Origin of the sequence: Spartinivicinus poritis (genome assembly GCF_028858535.1) — a bacterium.
Taxonomy (GTDB): Bacteria; Pseudomonadota; Gammaproteobacteria; order Pseudomonadales; family Zooshikellaceae; genus Spartinivicinus; species Spartinivicinus poritis.
The window spans coordinates 20,894-36,792 of the sequence record NZ_JAPMOU010000015.1 but is presented as its reverse complement, the minus strand read 5'-3'; the positions used below and the strand labels follow the sequence as shown (position 1 = coordinate 36,792).

Genomic DNA, 15,899 nt, shown 5'->3' with positions numbered 1-15,899 from the left:
CATTTGACTGCTGAGCTTACACTATACTATCGCCTATTATTTTCAGTATACTCAACATGACTCTCATAGTGTAATCTAGCGGCTCCAACAACAAAGAAGGATATACAAGTGCTATTTTTATATAACAAAGCAAGCCTGGCAAAATGTAAATACACTCTGACGGCTCTGGCTATTTGTTGCACAAGTGTTGTATATGCTAAGGATCAAGCTTCAAACTGCAGTAAACATTATTTAGCCCAATATCCTGAGCAAGTGTTATCTTGCTTTATTGCTAAAAAGTCAATACAACCAAACTGGAAGCTAATTGATACCAACGTACATGACTCAATTACTATTTATACCTATGAATTAACCAGTCAGTTCTGGCCAGATAAAAGCATAAGTGATGCAGGTAAACACTGGAAGCACAAGCTTACATTGTATATCCCTAATCAGTTACAAAGTAAACAAGCACTCCTCTTCATCAATGGAGGAACCCGTTTTCCAGAACAACAGCCTCACCAACCAAAACTGGTGCCACTTGATTTTATTGGCATAGCAAAAGAAACCGATACTCTTGTGGCTGACTTACAAGATATTCCTAATCAATATTTACGTTTTGATGACGGCATTGCCAGACGAGAAGATGGTATTATGGCGTACACCTGGAACCAGTACATGGATGACCCAGCAAAGCATGCTTTTTGGTCTGCCCATTTACCGATGACTAAGGCTGTTGTAGTCGCTATGGATGTTATTCAACAAGAGGCGGAAAACCAACAGTACCCTAAACCAGAACATTTTGCACTGTCAGGCGCTAGCAAGCGTGGCTGGGCAGCTTGGTTAGCTACATTAGCTGACCAACGAGTCAATGCCATTATTCCTATCGTGATTGATATATTAAATACCAAGCAAAATTTACTACACATCAAAAACAGTTTAGAAGACTGGCCATTAGCATTTAGAGACTATGTACAACAAGGAGTCACCAAACGGATTGGCAGCTCACAGTTTAGCCAGTTAATGAAAATTGAAGATCCAATAACCTACCTCAGTAAGAGTCAGTACAAAGCCAGATTATCAATTCCTAAGTATATTATTAATGCGTCTTCTGATGATTTTTTTGTTCCAGACTCATTAAACCAATATATTGATTATCTTCCAGGTGAAACAGTTATACGCATTGTACCTAACCAACGCCACTATATTGATTTTACAATAGCCGGTAAAGCACTAAAAAACTATTATAAAATGATCGTCGATAATGCACACCGTCCAACACTACATTGGCATGCAAGTAAAGATAATCATCAGGTAAAGATAACAACTCGCTTTAAACCTACTCATGTTAAGTTATGGCAAGCATACAACCCGGAAAAACGTGACTTTAGAATCAGCTCTAATATCAAATATGCGGCATCACCACTGCAAGGTGAGTGCAAAAAAAGGCTCTGTGTATATGAACTTCCAACCATACAGCATAAAACAGGTTATGTATCTCGTTTCGTGGAGTTCTCTTACCAAAAAGGTGAGCATAGCCTAGTTACAACGTCACCCGCGTTTATTACACCCAATCGCTATAATTAGCCTAATAATTAATATAGTTTACAAAATAGGGGCAACCTTTATGTTGCCCCTGTAACTATCATTTTATTCGATCTGCTTTTTTATTAAATCCTTATTCATCACTTTAAGTAGTTAACATTCAACATTAGTAAAATCTTAATAGATTTACACCTCAACCTTGATTAGTTACTCAATATATTTGTATTAGCTAATTAAAAGCTGTCAAAATAATTAACAAAAATATATTGATTCAGTCTGCATAATTTTGTAAACAGATTCACTGTTTGCCCTGCTAAAACTGCTATTCTTGATGAGCGTCATAGGTGTTCGTCTCCAAAGAGCAAAACTTGACGCATATCACCTTTAATATTAGAAATTAATAAAAATAAGGGGTTTATCTAATTAAAAATTTTTTAGTTATATATAAACCCATTATATATGGAGATTGTCTATGCAAAAAAATACGAATAAAAAAGAAGCGCTTTCTTTAGAAGAAACTAAAAACATCCGTGGGGGGGTTGATCTAGGCCCTGTTACACAGGTAGCTAGCAGCATTCTAACTGGCATTGGCGGCGCCATTGCTGCAATTGAAAATGCTGTCATTGGTGCTTCTAAAGTTAAGTCATAACACCATAAGTACCTTTATCTGCCTATCATATGTAATAACAAGTGATGGGCAGGTTTACTAATGGCCACTACTAGCTATTTTTAAAATAATAATGCTGTCTCAAAAAACAAATAAGCATCGTAAAATTCCAGTTATTCTACAGGAAGAAATCACTGAATGTGGACTGGCCTGCATGGCGATGATTACCAGTAGTTTTGGTCAAAAAACGTCGTTACGTTATTTGCGTAAACATTATCCGCCTTCTGCTGAATCTGGTCATAGTATATACAATTTAGTGCAAGTGGCTGGTGAACTAAGCTTAAGAGCTTTCCCAATCCGCTTTGATGTTAACGCGGTAGACACCCTTAATCTGCCCTGTATATTACACTGGGGGCAAAACCACTTCGTGGTTTTAGAAAAAGTTAGTAGTGATGCTATTACAATCATTGATCCAGCACTGGGACGTCGCACCCTTTACCGTGAAGATTATCTCGACTACCTTAGCGGCTATGCTATAGAACTCATTCCTGATATCAACTTTGGTCAACGAACTCTATTTGAGGAACGCGGCTTATTATTAAGCGATTTTTTTAAATATATCAAAGGCATCCCTGCTTCTTTTTTTATTATTTTTGCCACCGGCATAACCTTACAGGCACTCGGGCTATTAACCCCCTTTTATATTCAGCTCACCGTTGATGAAGCAATCAGTAAAGCAGATACTGATGTCGTTTACCTGCTCTCCATCATTTTTGGTTTGATCTTTCTATATGAAGTGGTTTTTAAGTACTTAAATGCCAATTTAATCAGTTACTTCTCCAATAGCCTAAACCGAAAAGTTAAAGGTAATATTGTTGCTTACTTACTACGCCTGCCTATTGACTACTTTTCAGTAAGGACTTCTGGCGACATCATTTCCCGAGTTAACTCTGCTGAACAAGTCACTAATTACATTGCTGGCAGCTTAGCGACTTCTGTGGCATTAATCATCGGTGCTGTCATTAGTTTAGTGTTAATGCTCTATTACAGCCCCCTGCTTTCTGGGCTAATTTTTATTGCCATGACGATCTTTGCTTGCTCTCGTTACTTCTTTCATAAACCGCTGAAGCAGGCTGCAGCAGAAGCTATTAATAAAAAAGCCAGCTCTGATGCTTATCTGATAGAAAATTTAAGTAATATCCATTCAATTAAATTTGGTGCAGGGGAAATTGAAAGAACAACTCTTTGGAAAAATAATTTTCTCAATTACATTATTGCTAACCGCCAACAAGAGAAAGTCAAAATTGTCTTTGATGTGCTCAGCAAGTTCTGCCTAAATATCGAACAGATGGCAATTATTCTGGTTGGCAGCCTACTAGTGATCAAAGGCAAGCTAACTGTAGGAGAACTTTACGCTTTTATTCAGTTTAAATATGTTTTTGCAGAAAATACCTTCAAGGTATTGGATGTTATTCTCGACAAAGAAGTAATGAAGGTGCACTTGGAGCGAATTTACGATATTGTCTCGCAACCCAGTGAAAACCAACGCTTGGATAATAAACCCAAAACCCTTGTTGAAAAACCTAATACCATTGAGATTCGCAATTTAAGCTATACCCCCAAAGGTGAAGAAGAGCCTATCTTAAAAAATATCAGTCTGAACATAACTGCTGGTGAAATTGTGGGTATTGTTGGGCAAACCGGTAGTGGCAAAACAACATTGCTGAATATCATTGCTAGTTTATACAAGCCGTCAGCCAACAGTGTCTTTATCAATAAAACCGATATAAGCCAGTTGAATATCAATGAATACCGTCAACGCATCGGTATCGTCACCCAACATGACCAACTGTTTCGTGGCACTATTATTGATAATATCTGTGCTTTTGCTGGTGAAGTGGATGACCAGCGTTTGGAGTGGTGCGCCAAAGTTGCTGAAGTACATAATGATATTATGCAATTTGCATTTGGTTATCGTACCGTAATTGGCGAAAATGCAGGCTTTTTATCTGCAGGCCAAAAACAACGGCTATTGATTGCCAGAATGCTATATAAAAACCCGGATATTTTACTGTTAGATGAATTTACTTCCCATTTAGACCGAGTCACCGCTACGAAAGTATTTAATAATATCAAGCAGCTAAAGCGTACCACAATCATCGTCACCCACGACTTCAAGTTATTACCTGGGGTTGATCGTATTTACCTTATGCGTAAAGGTCACCTTTTCCATGATGCCATCAAAGACACCAAACAGAAGGCCATCAAGTCATGAGAAACTGGTATACCCGACTTGCCTTATTATTCCTTTTTATTTCGGCTTATACCTTACCCCACCGTTGGGTGATCTCAATTGCTGGCTGGTTTGGCAGACAATCGACGCTTTTTGCCAGAGCGGATATCAATAACCAACACCAAAATTTTCGGTTACTGCTTAAGCAAGAAAGCGATATTGCTTACGCCCATGCTGTTGGCTTCTTTGAAAATCAATATAAACTGATTGCTTGCTTTTTTCTCTGTTGCCGAATTGGATTAAAACGTTGGTTAAACTTTGTTAACAAACGTATCACCGTTACAAATGTGGAGCCACTGAGAAAACTATTAGCACAATCACAAAATGCTATCTTATTACCCTTCCATTTTGGTGACTTTATTAGCCTATGTTCTGTAGTTTGGCCATTACTACCCCCTGAATATGAACTGGTTATTTTACGGGGTGCACATACTACAGGCTTAAACTTTAACTGGATTAATAAACTGATCAATACTCACCAGCTAAACGTCAGTATTCTCTCAGCAACCGATAGCCAGGACTTAAAACAGCTCCTTAGAAAGTTACGGAAACAACAAGTGGTTGTCATTATTTATGGTGATCTCAGTGGCGCATTTGGCACAGCTCAGGAAACCCGTTTTTTTGGCAAAAAAGCCCGCTTTGCTGTTGGCGCCCTTAAAATTGCATACCAAACCCAATGCCCACTATTACCAATAGAACTACAGGGAAATGCTTTTGAACCACGTAAAAAACCCTGTTTGCAGATTAAATCACCTTTTTATGTGAGGAAAAAGCCAGGTGTAGAAGGACAGCAAGTTTATCTTAATGCGGTTGTACGGATGCTCGAACAATCCATTCGAGCAAGACCAAGCGAATGGATGAACTGGCAACAAGTGGGTACCTATTTTCAGCCAACTAAATTAGTTCAATAAGATCAGTTGTAAAATTATGAATAAAACAAAAGGAAGATTTGTCACTCATGATAAGACCATTGAGCATGTGCTTGATGGTAGTATCAGCGTCCCTGTAAGTGTCAAGTTATTTTCTCTTGTTTGCTTTTCAGTGCTTTTCATTACCATTATTGTTCTAGCTTCCTTCCAATATGCTCCCGGAGAAACAGTGACAGGCTACTTGGAACCAGAAAAAGGCCTGATTAAAGTAAAATCGCCCTATTCAGGACAAGTCGATGAAATTTATATCAAGCTGGGTGACAAAGTCACTAAAGGAACCCCTCTGTTTTCAATCATTAATGAAAACATTGATATCAACCAAGTGTCGTTTCAACAACAGAATGTACAATTGCAAAACCAACAAAAACAGACTCTCACCAAACAAATCAGTCAGCTTGACGAAGAAGTAACCATTGAAAAGAAAATCAACCAATCCACTAACAGGCGGTTGAAAAATGACAAGTCTTCTTTAGCAACAAAGCTAACACTGCAAAAACAGCTTATTCATAAACTAACCAAACATGTCCATCGCTTAAAGAAACTGGCCAAAACTAAAATTGTTTCAGAAAAAGTGCTAGATGACGCTGAAATTCGCTTATTTCAAGCCAAGCAACAACAGCTAGAACTAAGTGATAAATTACAGCAAGTCAATGTTGACATTGAAAACCACCAAGAAGACTTCCAACGCAAAAAAATCCAGATAGAAAAGCAGCGAGCAGAATTAAAAATTCAACTGAATAATATTCAACGTCAGGCCAATGACTATAACAGCAACCGGAAACAAGTTGTTACTGCCCGCACCGCAGGAATTATTCAAAAGATCAATGTTGTACAGGGCTCTACTATTCTACCATCAGAGCAAATCACCATCGAAATTCAGCCTGAAAACAGTAAAGGTTTAAAAGCGGTTCTTTATATTCCCTCTCCCCGAGTAGGTATTGCCCGAGAAGGTCAACCAGTCAGGGTATTGATTGATGCTTACCCAGTAGAAAAATTTGGTACCCTCAAGGGCACTGTTACCCAACTATCCAATGTCGCTTCTTATGCAAAAGAGAGTAATATCAAACTAGACGATCAATTAATTTATTATCGGGCCGAAGTGGACATCAATAAACAGCATATGCAACTCAATGACAAACAATACCCACTCCGCCCTGGATTAACCTTAAGCGCCGACTTGATTCAAGAACAACGCACCCTAATGGAGTGGATATTTGAGCCACTTTACCGGATTAAAAAACGTCTCTTAAGTAGCTAGTCGTGCATGTGTAAAGTCGTTACCCAACTATACACACCATTAGCTTTCTCTTCATTTATATCGATAAACTATTCGACCTACCCTCTCAGTGAATCGATTAATACCACCACTAACGCCTTTTTTATTGGGACTGGTTTTAAAATTCCGCACACTACCTTCGGCCAGATCTAACTGATTGGCAAGCAGCTTTTCGAAAGCCTTTCGTTTCAACATAGTAAAACCAAACCGGATAGCAGATTTATTTTTTAGCTTATGAGCAATTTTTAATAACCGATCAGCTAACTCAACCCGAAATAACAGGGCGTTGTTATCAAGCTGCTGCTGTATTCCTTCACCCACTAAGAGCTGATTTAGCTTATCAGCCTGTTCATGCATCATTTTAATACTGGCGATAATATCGTTTTTTCGATTATAGTGAATGGTTTGTTGCCAGTCGGAAGAACGTGCAACAAAGGCCCACCATCTTGCCCTGACTTTCTGGAAAAATAGTTTTACCTTCCCAGACTGACTAATATCTGCAGGCATATAGTCATGCCAGCTCACTTGATGGTTTTCCAACCGCTCAACTAATTGAATGGCTTTACCTACATCAGAAACTGCCTTATAGCCAGATAATTTAGGTGTTAAGTCATCAACAGCAGCAACAAACTGCTCTAACCGAATTACATAGCGTTGATAGTGTTTTAGTTGTTCCCGTAGCTGTTCTATACCATCTTTAGTCGCCAAATGGGTGTGCGGTTGCTTCAATAATTCCTGACAGGCACTAAGATCCACCTTTAAGTTATCGAATTTTCGAGTCTTATAATCAATAACATGGTTGCTAAAATGGTTATCCGCCTTAGTAGCAATTTGTTGTATTGCCTGCTCAAACAAACCACCTCGACTAATAGCAGCGACTTGTTTTTGGCAAGCTTCCAAGCGTTCCAGCAATTGACCAAGTAGCTTTTTTTCATGCTCAACCACTTCCACCGCTCGTGCTGTGTTTGCTCTAATCCTAAATTTACCCCGATATTGTTTTATTTCGTTTGTAGGCTCAAAAGGATTATCGTGAGGCTTAAATAATACTCGATATGCTTTAGTTGTGCGGTTTTTTTCAGAGCCTATCACCTCAACATATTTAGTCAATATATCAGCTATCTTTTGATCAGTCGGCGCTAACAAGCTTCGAATCAGAGTCGACTTATTTGAGTTGTGGGCCTTTTCTTCCGTAATAGCTCCATTACCTACTAATATATTTAGATAATTGGCCAAACCCTGAGCAGTTTTAGGAAAAGGCTCTTTTATACAAATTCTGCCATCTTCAATCTCTAGGGCACCAGCAGTAGGCATTTGTTCTTTTATCTTGTTGAAAACCGCCAAATGTTTAGGTGATGCCCATTTACCATTAACAGGCCGCAGCTCATTACCCGTTTTAGAAAAATAGCCCACTGGATCTTTAGGTAACCGCCTTAACTTAGCCTTGATTTCCCATTTGCCATAACATAATACATAGCTATTGAGCACATTTTCCAGGTAGCGTTTGATTAACTGCCGCTCCTCATTATCAATAACTGCACCATTATCTTCTAGGCTATTACCCTCTAGACTCTTATTCACGAGCTGTTGTGCAACACTGCTAGAAGCAATCAGCTCACTGCTAGTAACCGGCTTAGCCATCGTTTGTAGCTGATAATCAAGTTGCTGATGATTAAATAGTTGTCGTGCAGCCGCAGACTCACTCAATCTAACAACATTTCCTTGCCGAGCTAGCGGGGCAGCATGTTCTGTGGAAAAATTATCAGCTCTACTACCTACATCATGTGTATCTGGGTTACATCCAATAGGATATGTCATGGCTTACTTCCCATACCAATAACAGATACCCTCATCATAACCAATTGTAGTAAGTACTAATCTACTAAAAAAGGCTGTTCTATTTTATATCCTTCCTTTAACTCTTTTATATTGCTCAATCGTTACTCATTTTACATACCATCGGCCAACCCAGGATCTCAACCTAGGTAGTATTGATCCAGATCAAACACAATAAATAGTATTATATGAAAATCAAATATACTATATATAGTATACATCACTCATTGTTTAGTAGTTAGAAACCATCATGTTGCGTACAAATACTGTCGAATCCCCGCCGCTCTTGGATATACATAACACTTATCAGGAATATCTGACCAAGCAAGACTGGCGGATTAAAGCCAATGCCAACCAAGGGTATTCTCTAGGGGGGCTGATTTTAAACACCTCAGGTAAAATGACAGCCCATTACTGGCTATACACCCTTTACCCAGAAGCAGTAAGAAATGCCCACGTTAATGCTGACTTCCATATTCATGACTTGGATATGCTGGGGGGTTATTGTGCTGGTTGGTCATTACGTCAACTGCTGTATGAAGGGTTTAATGGTGTTACTGGAAAGGTCGAGTCAGCTCCACCAAAGCACTTATCAGCAGCGTTGGGGCAAATTGTTAACTTTTTAGGCACCTTACAAAATGAGTGGGCTGGTGCTCAGGCATTTAGTTCATTTGATACCTATCTCGCGCCATACATTCGCAAAGATCAAATCAGCTATCAACAAGTAAAACAATTAATCCAAGAGTTTATTTATAACCTGAATATTCCTTCCCGCTGGGGTACTCAGACACCTTTCACAAACCTAACATTTGATTGGACCTGCCCCGTAGACTTACAAAAACAAATCCCTGTTATTGCAGGTGAAGAACAACCTTTTAAATACGGCGAACTCACAAAAGAAATGGACATGATCAATCAGGCATTTATTGAAGTAATGACTGAAGGTGACGCTAAAGGACGTGTTTTTACTTTTCCTATTCCAACCTACAATATTACGCCTGACTTTGATTGGGAATCAGAGAATATCGATCGGTTGTTTGCAATGACGGCTCGGTATGGGCTGCCTTATTTTCAAAATTTTTTAAATTCAGACCTACAACCTCATATGGTACGCTCAATGTGTTGCCGGCTACAATTGGACGTACGTGAACTATTAAAACGAGGCAACGGACTATTTGGCTCCGCCGAACAAACTGGTTCTCTAGGTGTTGTTACCCTTAATTGTGCCCGTTTAGGTTATCTACACAAAGGCAATAAACAGGCTTTATTTCAACAGCTAGATTATTTATTAAATATAGCAAAAGACAGTTTAGAAATTAAACGTAAAGTTGTTCAACAATTAATGGATGAAGGGTTATACCCCTACACTAAGCGTTATCTAGGCACTTTGCGTAATCACTTTTCAACTATTGGTGTTAATGGCATCAATGAGATGATTCGAAATTTTAGTGATGACAAAGAGAATATTACTACCTGCCAAGGACAATTATTTGCTCTAGAATTACTCAACCACATTAAAGCGAAGATAATTGAATTTCAAGCAGAAACCGGCCAGTTATATAATTTAGAAGCAACACCCGCTGAAGGCACTGCATACCGATTTGCCAAAGAAGATAAAAAAAGATTTTCTAATATCCTTCAATGTGGGACTGAAGATTCCCCATACTATACTAACTCCAGCCAATTACCTGTTGGGTATACTGATGATCCATTTTTAGCATTAGAGTTACAGGAAAAATTACAACGTAGCTACACTGGGGGAACGGTCCTACACCTTTATATGGCAGAACCCATTTCAAGCAGTGTCAGTTGTCGTAAACTTGTCAAAGCCGCTTTGAGCAACTTTAAAGTACCGTATATCACGATTACTCCTACGTTCTCTATTTGTCCTGTTCATGGTTATTTGGCGGGCGAACATGAGTTTTGCCCAAAATGTGATGAAGAAATTCTTGCTAATGAGGTTAAATAAAGAAAAGATTATGACCATGCAAACTTTAACAAACCATCCAAAAAGACAGCGCTGTGAAGTCTGGACCCGCGTCATGGGCTACCATCGACCAACTTCTGCGTTTAATCCCGGCAAACTGGCTGAGCATAACGACCGACAGTTTTTCACTGAGTCTACATCGACAAAGCGATTAGCAGCTACTTAAAACCAAGCCGTACTGCCAGGGATGGTCTTGTTCTTGATTTATTTACTAGGCAGTTTATATGAGAGAAGTACGAATAGGTGGAATAACTCCCCTCACCACCATTGATTTTCCTGATCATTTAGCAACAGTACTATATTGTCAAGGCTGCAACTTACGCTGTCAGTATTGCCATAACCCTGAACTCATCAACATTACCTCTGGGCAATATGCTTGGCAGACTATTCAGCAATTTCTAAAACGTAGAATAGGTCTAGTTGAAGCAGTTGTCTTTAGTGGTGGAGAGCCCTTAATTCAGAATAATTTAGTAGAGGCTATTCAATGGTGTAAACAACAAGGCTTTAAAGTCGGTATTCATACTAGTGGCAGCATACCTAAACGATTTACCTCTATATTATCATTAGTCGACTGGGTAGGCTTTGATTTTAAATCACCACCTCATTTAGCTACTACTATTACAGGCAGTAAAGTCTATTATAAAAAATGCATGACAAGCCTAACCCAGTTATTAGAGTCCAATACCCCCTATGAAATCAGAACAACTATCAACTACCAACTCATTAATCCTGAAGACTTGCTCATAATGGCAAAGATTTTAGCCTCACATAAAGTCAAACAATGGGTACTACAACCATTTAAACCTGGCAATATTTTAAATACAGACCTAAACCAACAGTCCAATCACTATGATTTAGAGCTCTTATTACCCAAATTAAAATTATACATTACTGATACTAAAATTCGTTCTTACTGAACAGTGAAATATACTCAGCACCACAGCGAATGGATAAATTCATTATAGGCGGTAACACATCAAGCTCCATATTATCCAATAAGTTTTTAACCTGTAGTCCTAATTCTGTGTCCCCTCCTATCGTTAGCTGACGTTGAAAAAATAACGTATCAGGATCTTCCTTTCGTGCAGCTAACAATATAAAACTATTCAAACTCCCTTCTATCGTCACATCAGCCGAACCATTTTTTTTAATCAGTATTTCATTTTTCTCACCACACCCAAATAGCCAGCTAATATTCAAGTCGGTAATAGCTACTTTTAACCAGGAACCTTGTAAAAATTCACAGTCACCATCTGCTAATGTCTCACTAAAAGCCTGTTGTAATAAGTGGGTGAGCAGCTTCTGCTGTAAAGCAAAAGGCATATAAACAAAAGGCTTAGCTATTAACTTTGGTACAGCAGGCAACAACTTTTGTGTATCAGGCAAGCTAATAATCATAGCAGCTATACTCATTTTAAGGGTCAATTGAAACTAGGCAGTATCTATTGTATAGCCAGTGACCATTTTGATTTAAGTCAAGGCCTACTTTATTAATCTTACTGCTTAAACTATAATCAAAGGTGACTTACTAAAAGCAATAGAATAAAGACAAGTTATGGACAACTTTGGAACAAATATTAAAACGGAAACAGCTGACAACCAACTTACTATTTTTATCGGAAAAAACTTCACCCGAGAAGTTGTGCATGCATTTAAAGAAGCCTACTTAAATGCTAAAGATAAAGTTCATACTTATATTATTGACTTCCAGCAAACTGACTACATGGATAGTTCTGCAATCGGTGTGATGATGTGTATGAAACAAGACCTAAGTACAAAAAAAATACAGGTAGTACATTGTAATAACTTTATATACAAAACATTACAACTAGTACAATTCGACAAGGTGTTCACTATTAAGCAATAACTTGTGAAATGTGACTATAAATTTCATCCTTTAATACTTACACACTAAAAACAACTCCGCTTGATACAAATCAAGCTTGTTAATCACTGACTTTGTTACCCTCACAATATTTCAACTTATTAACTATCTATCATTACCCACTTACTCATAGCGATAACGATTAAAAGCTAACTAGGTCATTTAAGATCTGGCTATATACTTTGATTCGCAAGTTGTATACAGGGTATAGCGATGAGGACTTAATATATGGAGTTGGTCTGCCCCGCTGGAAGTTTACCAGCCCTGAAAGCTGCGGTAGATAATAGTGCAGATGCTGTTTATATAGGCTTTAAAGACGATACCAATGCTCGCCATTTTGCTGGTCTCAACTTTAATGATAAAAAGGCTACTAAAGCATTAGAATACGCAACTGATAGAGGTGTAAAGGTATTTGTAGCCATCAACACCTACCCCCAACCAGAAGGCTGGATACGTTGGCAAAAGGCTGTTGATCTTGCTGCAGATTTAGGTGTCAATGCTTTGATTTGTGCTGATATTAGTGTTCTCGATTATGCACGTAATACTTACCCTACACTCAACTTACATTTGTCAGTACAAGGCTCTGCAACTAACTATGAATCATTAAGATTCTATCAACAGCATTTTGATATTAAACGGGCTGTGTTACCACGTGTATTATCTTTAAAACAAGTTCAGCAAGTAGCCATCAAGTCACCTGTAGACTTAGAAGTATTTGCCTTTGGCTCACTCTGTATTATGGCTGAAGGTCGTTGCCACCTATCTTCATACTTGACAGACCAATCACCCAACACCTGTGGTGCTTGCTCCCCTGCCAGCTTTGTTCGCTGGCAAGAAACCAGCGAAGGACTGGAATCACGATTAAATGACATATTAATTGACAAGTTTCAACCAAATGAAAAAGCAGGTTACCCCACTCTTTGTAAAGGCCGCTTTGAGGTAGCAGGTACTGTCTATAATACTATTGAAGAGCCCACTAGTCTAAATACCATAGCACTTATTCCCCAGTTATCAGCAATAGGCATTAAAGCAGTTAAAATTGAAGGCCGCCAACGCAGCCCTGCTTATGTAGCGCAAGTCGTCAGTGCTTGGCGACAAGCATTAAACAGTTATAAGACAGACCCTAACAACTTTACAGTGAAACCTCACTGGCAAAATGAACTCGCTAAGATTTCCGAAGGCACACAAACGACGTTAGGTGCATACTCAAGACCCTGGCAGTGATACTCATCGTGAGTGGTATAAAGTAATGAAGTTATCTCTTGGCCCTATTTTATATTTTTGGCCCAAACAACAGGTTTACGATTTTTACCAAAATATTATAGATACACCCATTGATATTGTGTACCTAGGAGAAACGGTATGCAGTAAGCGTCGAGAGTTAAATACAGATGACTGGCTTGAGCTAGCCCAGCAGTTAGCCAATGCCGGTAAAGAAGTAGTCCTTTCAACACTCGCACTTATTTCAGCAGAGTCTGAGTTAAACAGCTTGCGGCGTATTTGTTGTAACAACTCGATTATCATCGAAGCCAATGATATGGCAGCAGTGCAGTTGTTATCTGCCCAAGGGGTTCCATTTGTGACAGGCCCAGCCATTAATATCTATAATGGCAGAAGCCTCTCCCTTTTACATCAACAAGGGCTTAAACGTTGGGTAATGCCTGTAGAACTATCTGCTCATACTCTTCAATCCATATTAACAGAATGTGTCGAACAAGGTATTAAAGATAAGGTTGAAACGGAAGTATTTAGTTACGGTTATTTACCCTTGGCTTACTCTGCACGGTGCTTTACTGCACGCTTTCGCCACTTACCAAAAGATAACTGCCAATTTGTGTGTATTAACTACCCTGACGGCATCCTCGTTAACAGCCAAGAGAAACAACCATTATTTACCTTGAATGGCATCCAAACCCAGTCTGGTAGCGTATATAACCTAATTAATCAAATACCATCAATGCAAAAAATGGGAATTGATATTGTTCGTTTAAGCCCTCAGTCTCACGATATGAAACAAATCATTAACCAATATCATGCAGCCATTCAAGGAGAAACAGTGTCATTGATTGCTAATGACAATCAATGCAATGGATACTGGTTTGCAGAGCCAGGCATAAACTCTTGTTTATAGGAGTAATACAACCAATACTTAAGAGAGTAAAAAATACATGAGGAAGGTAATGAAATACCTGACTTGCTTTACTCTCTTAGCTTTATTCAATCCCCTCATTTTCGCAGGTAATATCAATATTGTTGTAGAAAACTATCCACCCTATGCTTATAAAGACAATGGCAAGATAACTGGGTTGTCCACCGACATAACCCATTATCTACTAAAAGATTCTGGCATCAAAGCTGAATCCTGGGCATTTGCCCCCTGGAAACGAGCATTTTTATTAGCATCACAAAAACCTGGTACATTATTATATACAGTCGTTCGTAAGCCCAATCGAGAAAAACTGTTTCATTGGATTGGCCCTATCAGCGATCGTAATATTTACATTTATAAACTTAAAAGAAGGAAAGATATTCAAGCTTCATCACTTGAAGAGATAAAAACTAAAGGTTACTCCATTGGCACTGTTATAGGCACAGCAGCCACCGAACAGCTAAAAAGCGCAAACCTAAAAATCACAGAAACCGTAAACTATGAGCAAAATGTACGCATGCTATTGCTTGACCGAATCGATCTAATTGTATTTCTAGAATACTCTCTGGCCTATTTAGCCAAAAAAGCTGATAGCCAATATGGCAACTTCGAAAAGCTATTTCTATTAGATAGCTCTAAAAAATACTATATCGTCATTCAAAAAGATACTGCCCCTGATATTGTCAAAAAGCTCCAGCAATCTTTTATAAGGCTTAAACACAGCGGCAAACTAGCTGAGATTCAAAAGCGATATTTAAAATAGTCAATTGATTCGATTTTCGACTACCCATACAGCGGCTTCAACCCGTGACTTCATATTCAGCTTATTTAATACCCGTTTAACATGCACTTTTACTGTCCCTTCTGATATTTTTAGCTTCCGCGCGATTAGCTTATTGCTTTGCCCTTCCGCAATTAGCTTAAGTACTTGCTTTTCCCTACTGGTTAGTTCATCAATATTCGCTTTACGAGCAGTTGTTTTATGTCTTATCGCTGAGGCAAGAATAACAGCAAGCTCTGGGCTAATTGCCATTTGTCCTGTCAGTGCCTGACGCAATTGCTCAACAACTTTCTCTGGCTCCATATCTTTCAACAAGTAGCCATCTGCTCCCCATTTAAAAGCCTCCATTACATCCTCCTGATCATCTGAAACAGTAAACATCAGGATGCGAGCGTCTACTTCCGCTTCTCGTAACGCTTTTAAAGTTTCAATACCACTCATACCCGGCATGTTCAGATCTAATAAAATTAAATCCGGCTCATATTGGAGCGCCAAAGCAACCGCTTGAGTACCATCTCCACACTCTGCCACAGGGTTAAAATCGTCTTCTAATTCCAGCAGCTGAATCAACCCTTTACGCAACATTGGGTGATCGTCAATGATAATAATATCGTTTACTACTGAAGTACTCATCT

General features: G+C 38.8%; 15 protein-coding genes. 12 read left to right on the top strand and 3 right to left on the bottom strand.

Translation table 11 applies throughout. The annotated features are described in order from the left end of the window. Window positions 1–108: 108 nt before the first annotated feature. From ORQ98_RS12995 to ORQ98_RS12975, 5 genes are all read left to right on the top strand, one after another. Window positions 109–1,566: a PhoPQ-activated protein PqaA family protein gene (locus ORQ98_RS12995; RefSeq protein ID WP_274689242.1), complete on the top strand. Its 1,458-nt coding sequence runs from the start codon at window positions 109–111 to the stop codon at window positions 1,564–1,566. Between the two features lie 430 nt (window positions 1,567–1,996). After that, window positions 1,997–2,173 (top strand): hypothetical protein, encoded by a 177-nt coding sequence (locus ORQ98_RS12990; protein WP_274689241.1) that lies wholly within the window; start codon window positions 1,997–1,999, stop codon window positions 2,171–2,173. 91 nt (window positions 2,174–2,264) lie between these two features. Next, window positions 2,265–4,406 (top strand): peptidase domain-containing ABC transporter, encoded by a 2,142-nt coding sequence (locus tag ORQ98_RS12985; RefSeq protein WP_274689240.1) that lies wholly within the window; start codon window positions 2,265–2,267, stop codon window positions 4,404–4,406. After that, on the top strand, window positions 4,403–5,335 hold the full coding sequence (locus tag ORQ98_RS12980) for an LpxL/LpxP family acyltransferase (protein WP_274689239.1): 933 nt from the start codon (window positions 4,403–4,405) through the stop codon (window positions 5,333–5,335). The genes ORQ98_RS12985 and ORQ98_RS12980 overlap by 4 nt, the downstream gene beginning before the upstream one ends. Window positions 5,336–5,351: 16 nt before the next feature. After that, window positions 5,352–6,611 (top strand): HlyD family secretion protein, encoded by a 1,260-nt coding sequence (locus tag ORQ98_RS12975; RefSeq protein WP_274689238.1) that lies wholly within the window; start codon window positions 5,352–5,354, stop codon window positions 6,609–6,611. Between the two features lie 51 nt (window positions 6,612–6,662). Here the strand turns inward: ORQ98_RS12975 and ORQ98_RS12970 are convergent, their stop codons facing one another. Then, entirely contained in the window at window positions 6,663–8,444 is a 1,782-nt protein-coding gene (locus ORQ98_RS12970) for a hypothetical protein (protein ID WP_274689237.1), read from the bottom strand. 268 nt (window positions 8,445–8,712) lie between these two features. On the opposite strand from ORQ98_RS12970, the gene ORQ98_RS12965 reads away from it, so the two are divergent. The 3 genes from ORQ98_RS12965 to ORQ98_RS12955 are packed head-to-tail and all read left to right on the top strand — an operon-like array spanning window position 8,713 to window position 11,366. Then, window positions 8,713–10,431 (top strand): ribonucleoside triphosphate reductase, encoded by a 1,719-nt coding sequence (locus tag ORQ98_RS12965; protein ID WP_274689236.1) that lies wholly within the window; start codon window positions 8,713–8,715, stop codon window positions 10,429–10,431. A gap of 10 nt (window positions 10,432–10,441) precedes the next feature. Continuing rightward, window positions 10,442–10,615, top strand: a complete 174-nt coding sequence (gene nrdD / locus ORQ98_RS12960) for an anaerobic ribonucleoside-triphosphate reductase (RefSeq protein WP_274689235.1) — start codon at window positions 10,442–10,444, stop codon at window positions 10,613–10,615. Window positions 10,616–10,673: 58 nt separating this feature from the next. Beyond that, window positions 10,674–11,366 (top strand): anaerobic ribonucleoside-triphosphate reductase activating protein, encoded by a 693-nt coding sequence (locus ORQ98_RS12955; RefSeq protein WP_274689234.1) that lies wholly within the window; start codon window positions 10,674–10,676, stop codon window positions 11,364–11,366. Here ORQ98_RS12955 and ubiT read toward each other — a convergent pair. Beyond that, window positions 11,347–11,862: a ubiquinone anaerobic biosynthesis accessory factor UbiT gene (gene ubiT / locus ORQ98_RS12950; protein ID WP_274689233.1), complete on the bottom strand. Its 516-nt coding sequence runs from the start codon at window positions 11,860–11,862 to the stop codon at window positions 11,347–11,349. The two genes, ORQ98_RS12955 and ubiT, sit on opposite strands and share 20 nt — an antisense overlap. Before the next feature lie 142 nt (window positions 11,863–12,004). On the opposite strand from ubiT, the gene ORQ98_RS12945 reads away from it, so the two are divergent. The 4 genes from ORQ98_RS12945 (at window position 12,005) to ORQ98_RS12930 (ending at window position 15,246) form a co-directional block, all read left to right on the top strand. Continuing rightward, window positions 12,005–12,316, top strand: coding sequence for an STAS domain-containing protein (locus ORQ98_RS12945; RefSeq protein ID WP_274689232.1), 312 nt, complete (start codon window positions 12,005–12,007; stop codon window positions 12,314–12,316). A 246-nt stretch (window positions 12,317–12,562) separates the two neighbouring features. Then, on the top strand, window positions 12,563–13,558 hold the full coding sequence (gene ubiU / locus ORQ98_RS12940) for a ubiquinone anaerobic biosynthesis protein UbiU (RefSeq protein ID WP_274689231.1): 996 nt from the start codon (window positions 12,563–12,565) through the stop codon (window positions 13,556–13,558). Between the two features lie 25 nt (window positions 13,559–13,583). Then, a complete protein-coding gene (locus tag ORQ98_RS12935) occupies window positions 13,584–14,465 on the top strand; it encodes a U32 family peptidase (RefSeq protein WP_274689230.1) in 882 nt (293 codons plus the stop codon). A gap of 49 nt (window positions 14,466–14,514) precedes the next feature. Further along, window positions 14,515–15,246 (top strand): substrate-binding periplasmic protein, encoded by a 732-nt coding sequence (locus ORQ98_RS12930; protein ID WP_274689229.1) that lies wholly within the window; start codon window positions 14,515–14,517, stop codon window positions 15,244–15,246. Here ORQ98_RS12930 and narL read toward each other — a convergent pair whose 3' ends face one another. Next, window positions 15,247–15,897, bottom strand: a complete 651-nt coding sequence (narL, locus tag ORQ98_RS12925; RefSeq protein ID WP_274689228.1) for a two-component system response regulator NarL — start codon at window positions 15,895–15,897, stop codon at window positions 15,247–15,249. It lies immediately after the preceding gene. Window positions 15,898–15,899: the final 2 nt, after the last annotated feature.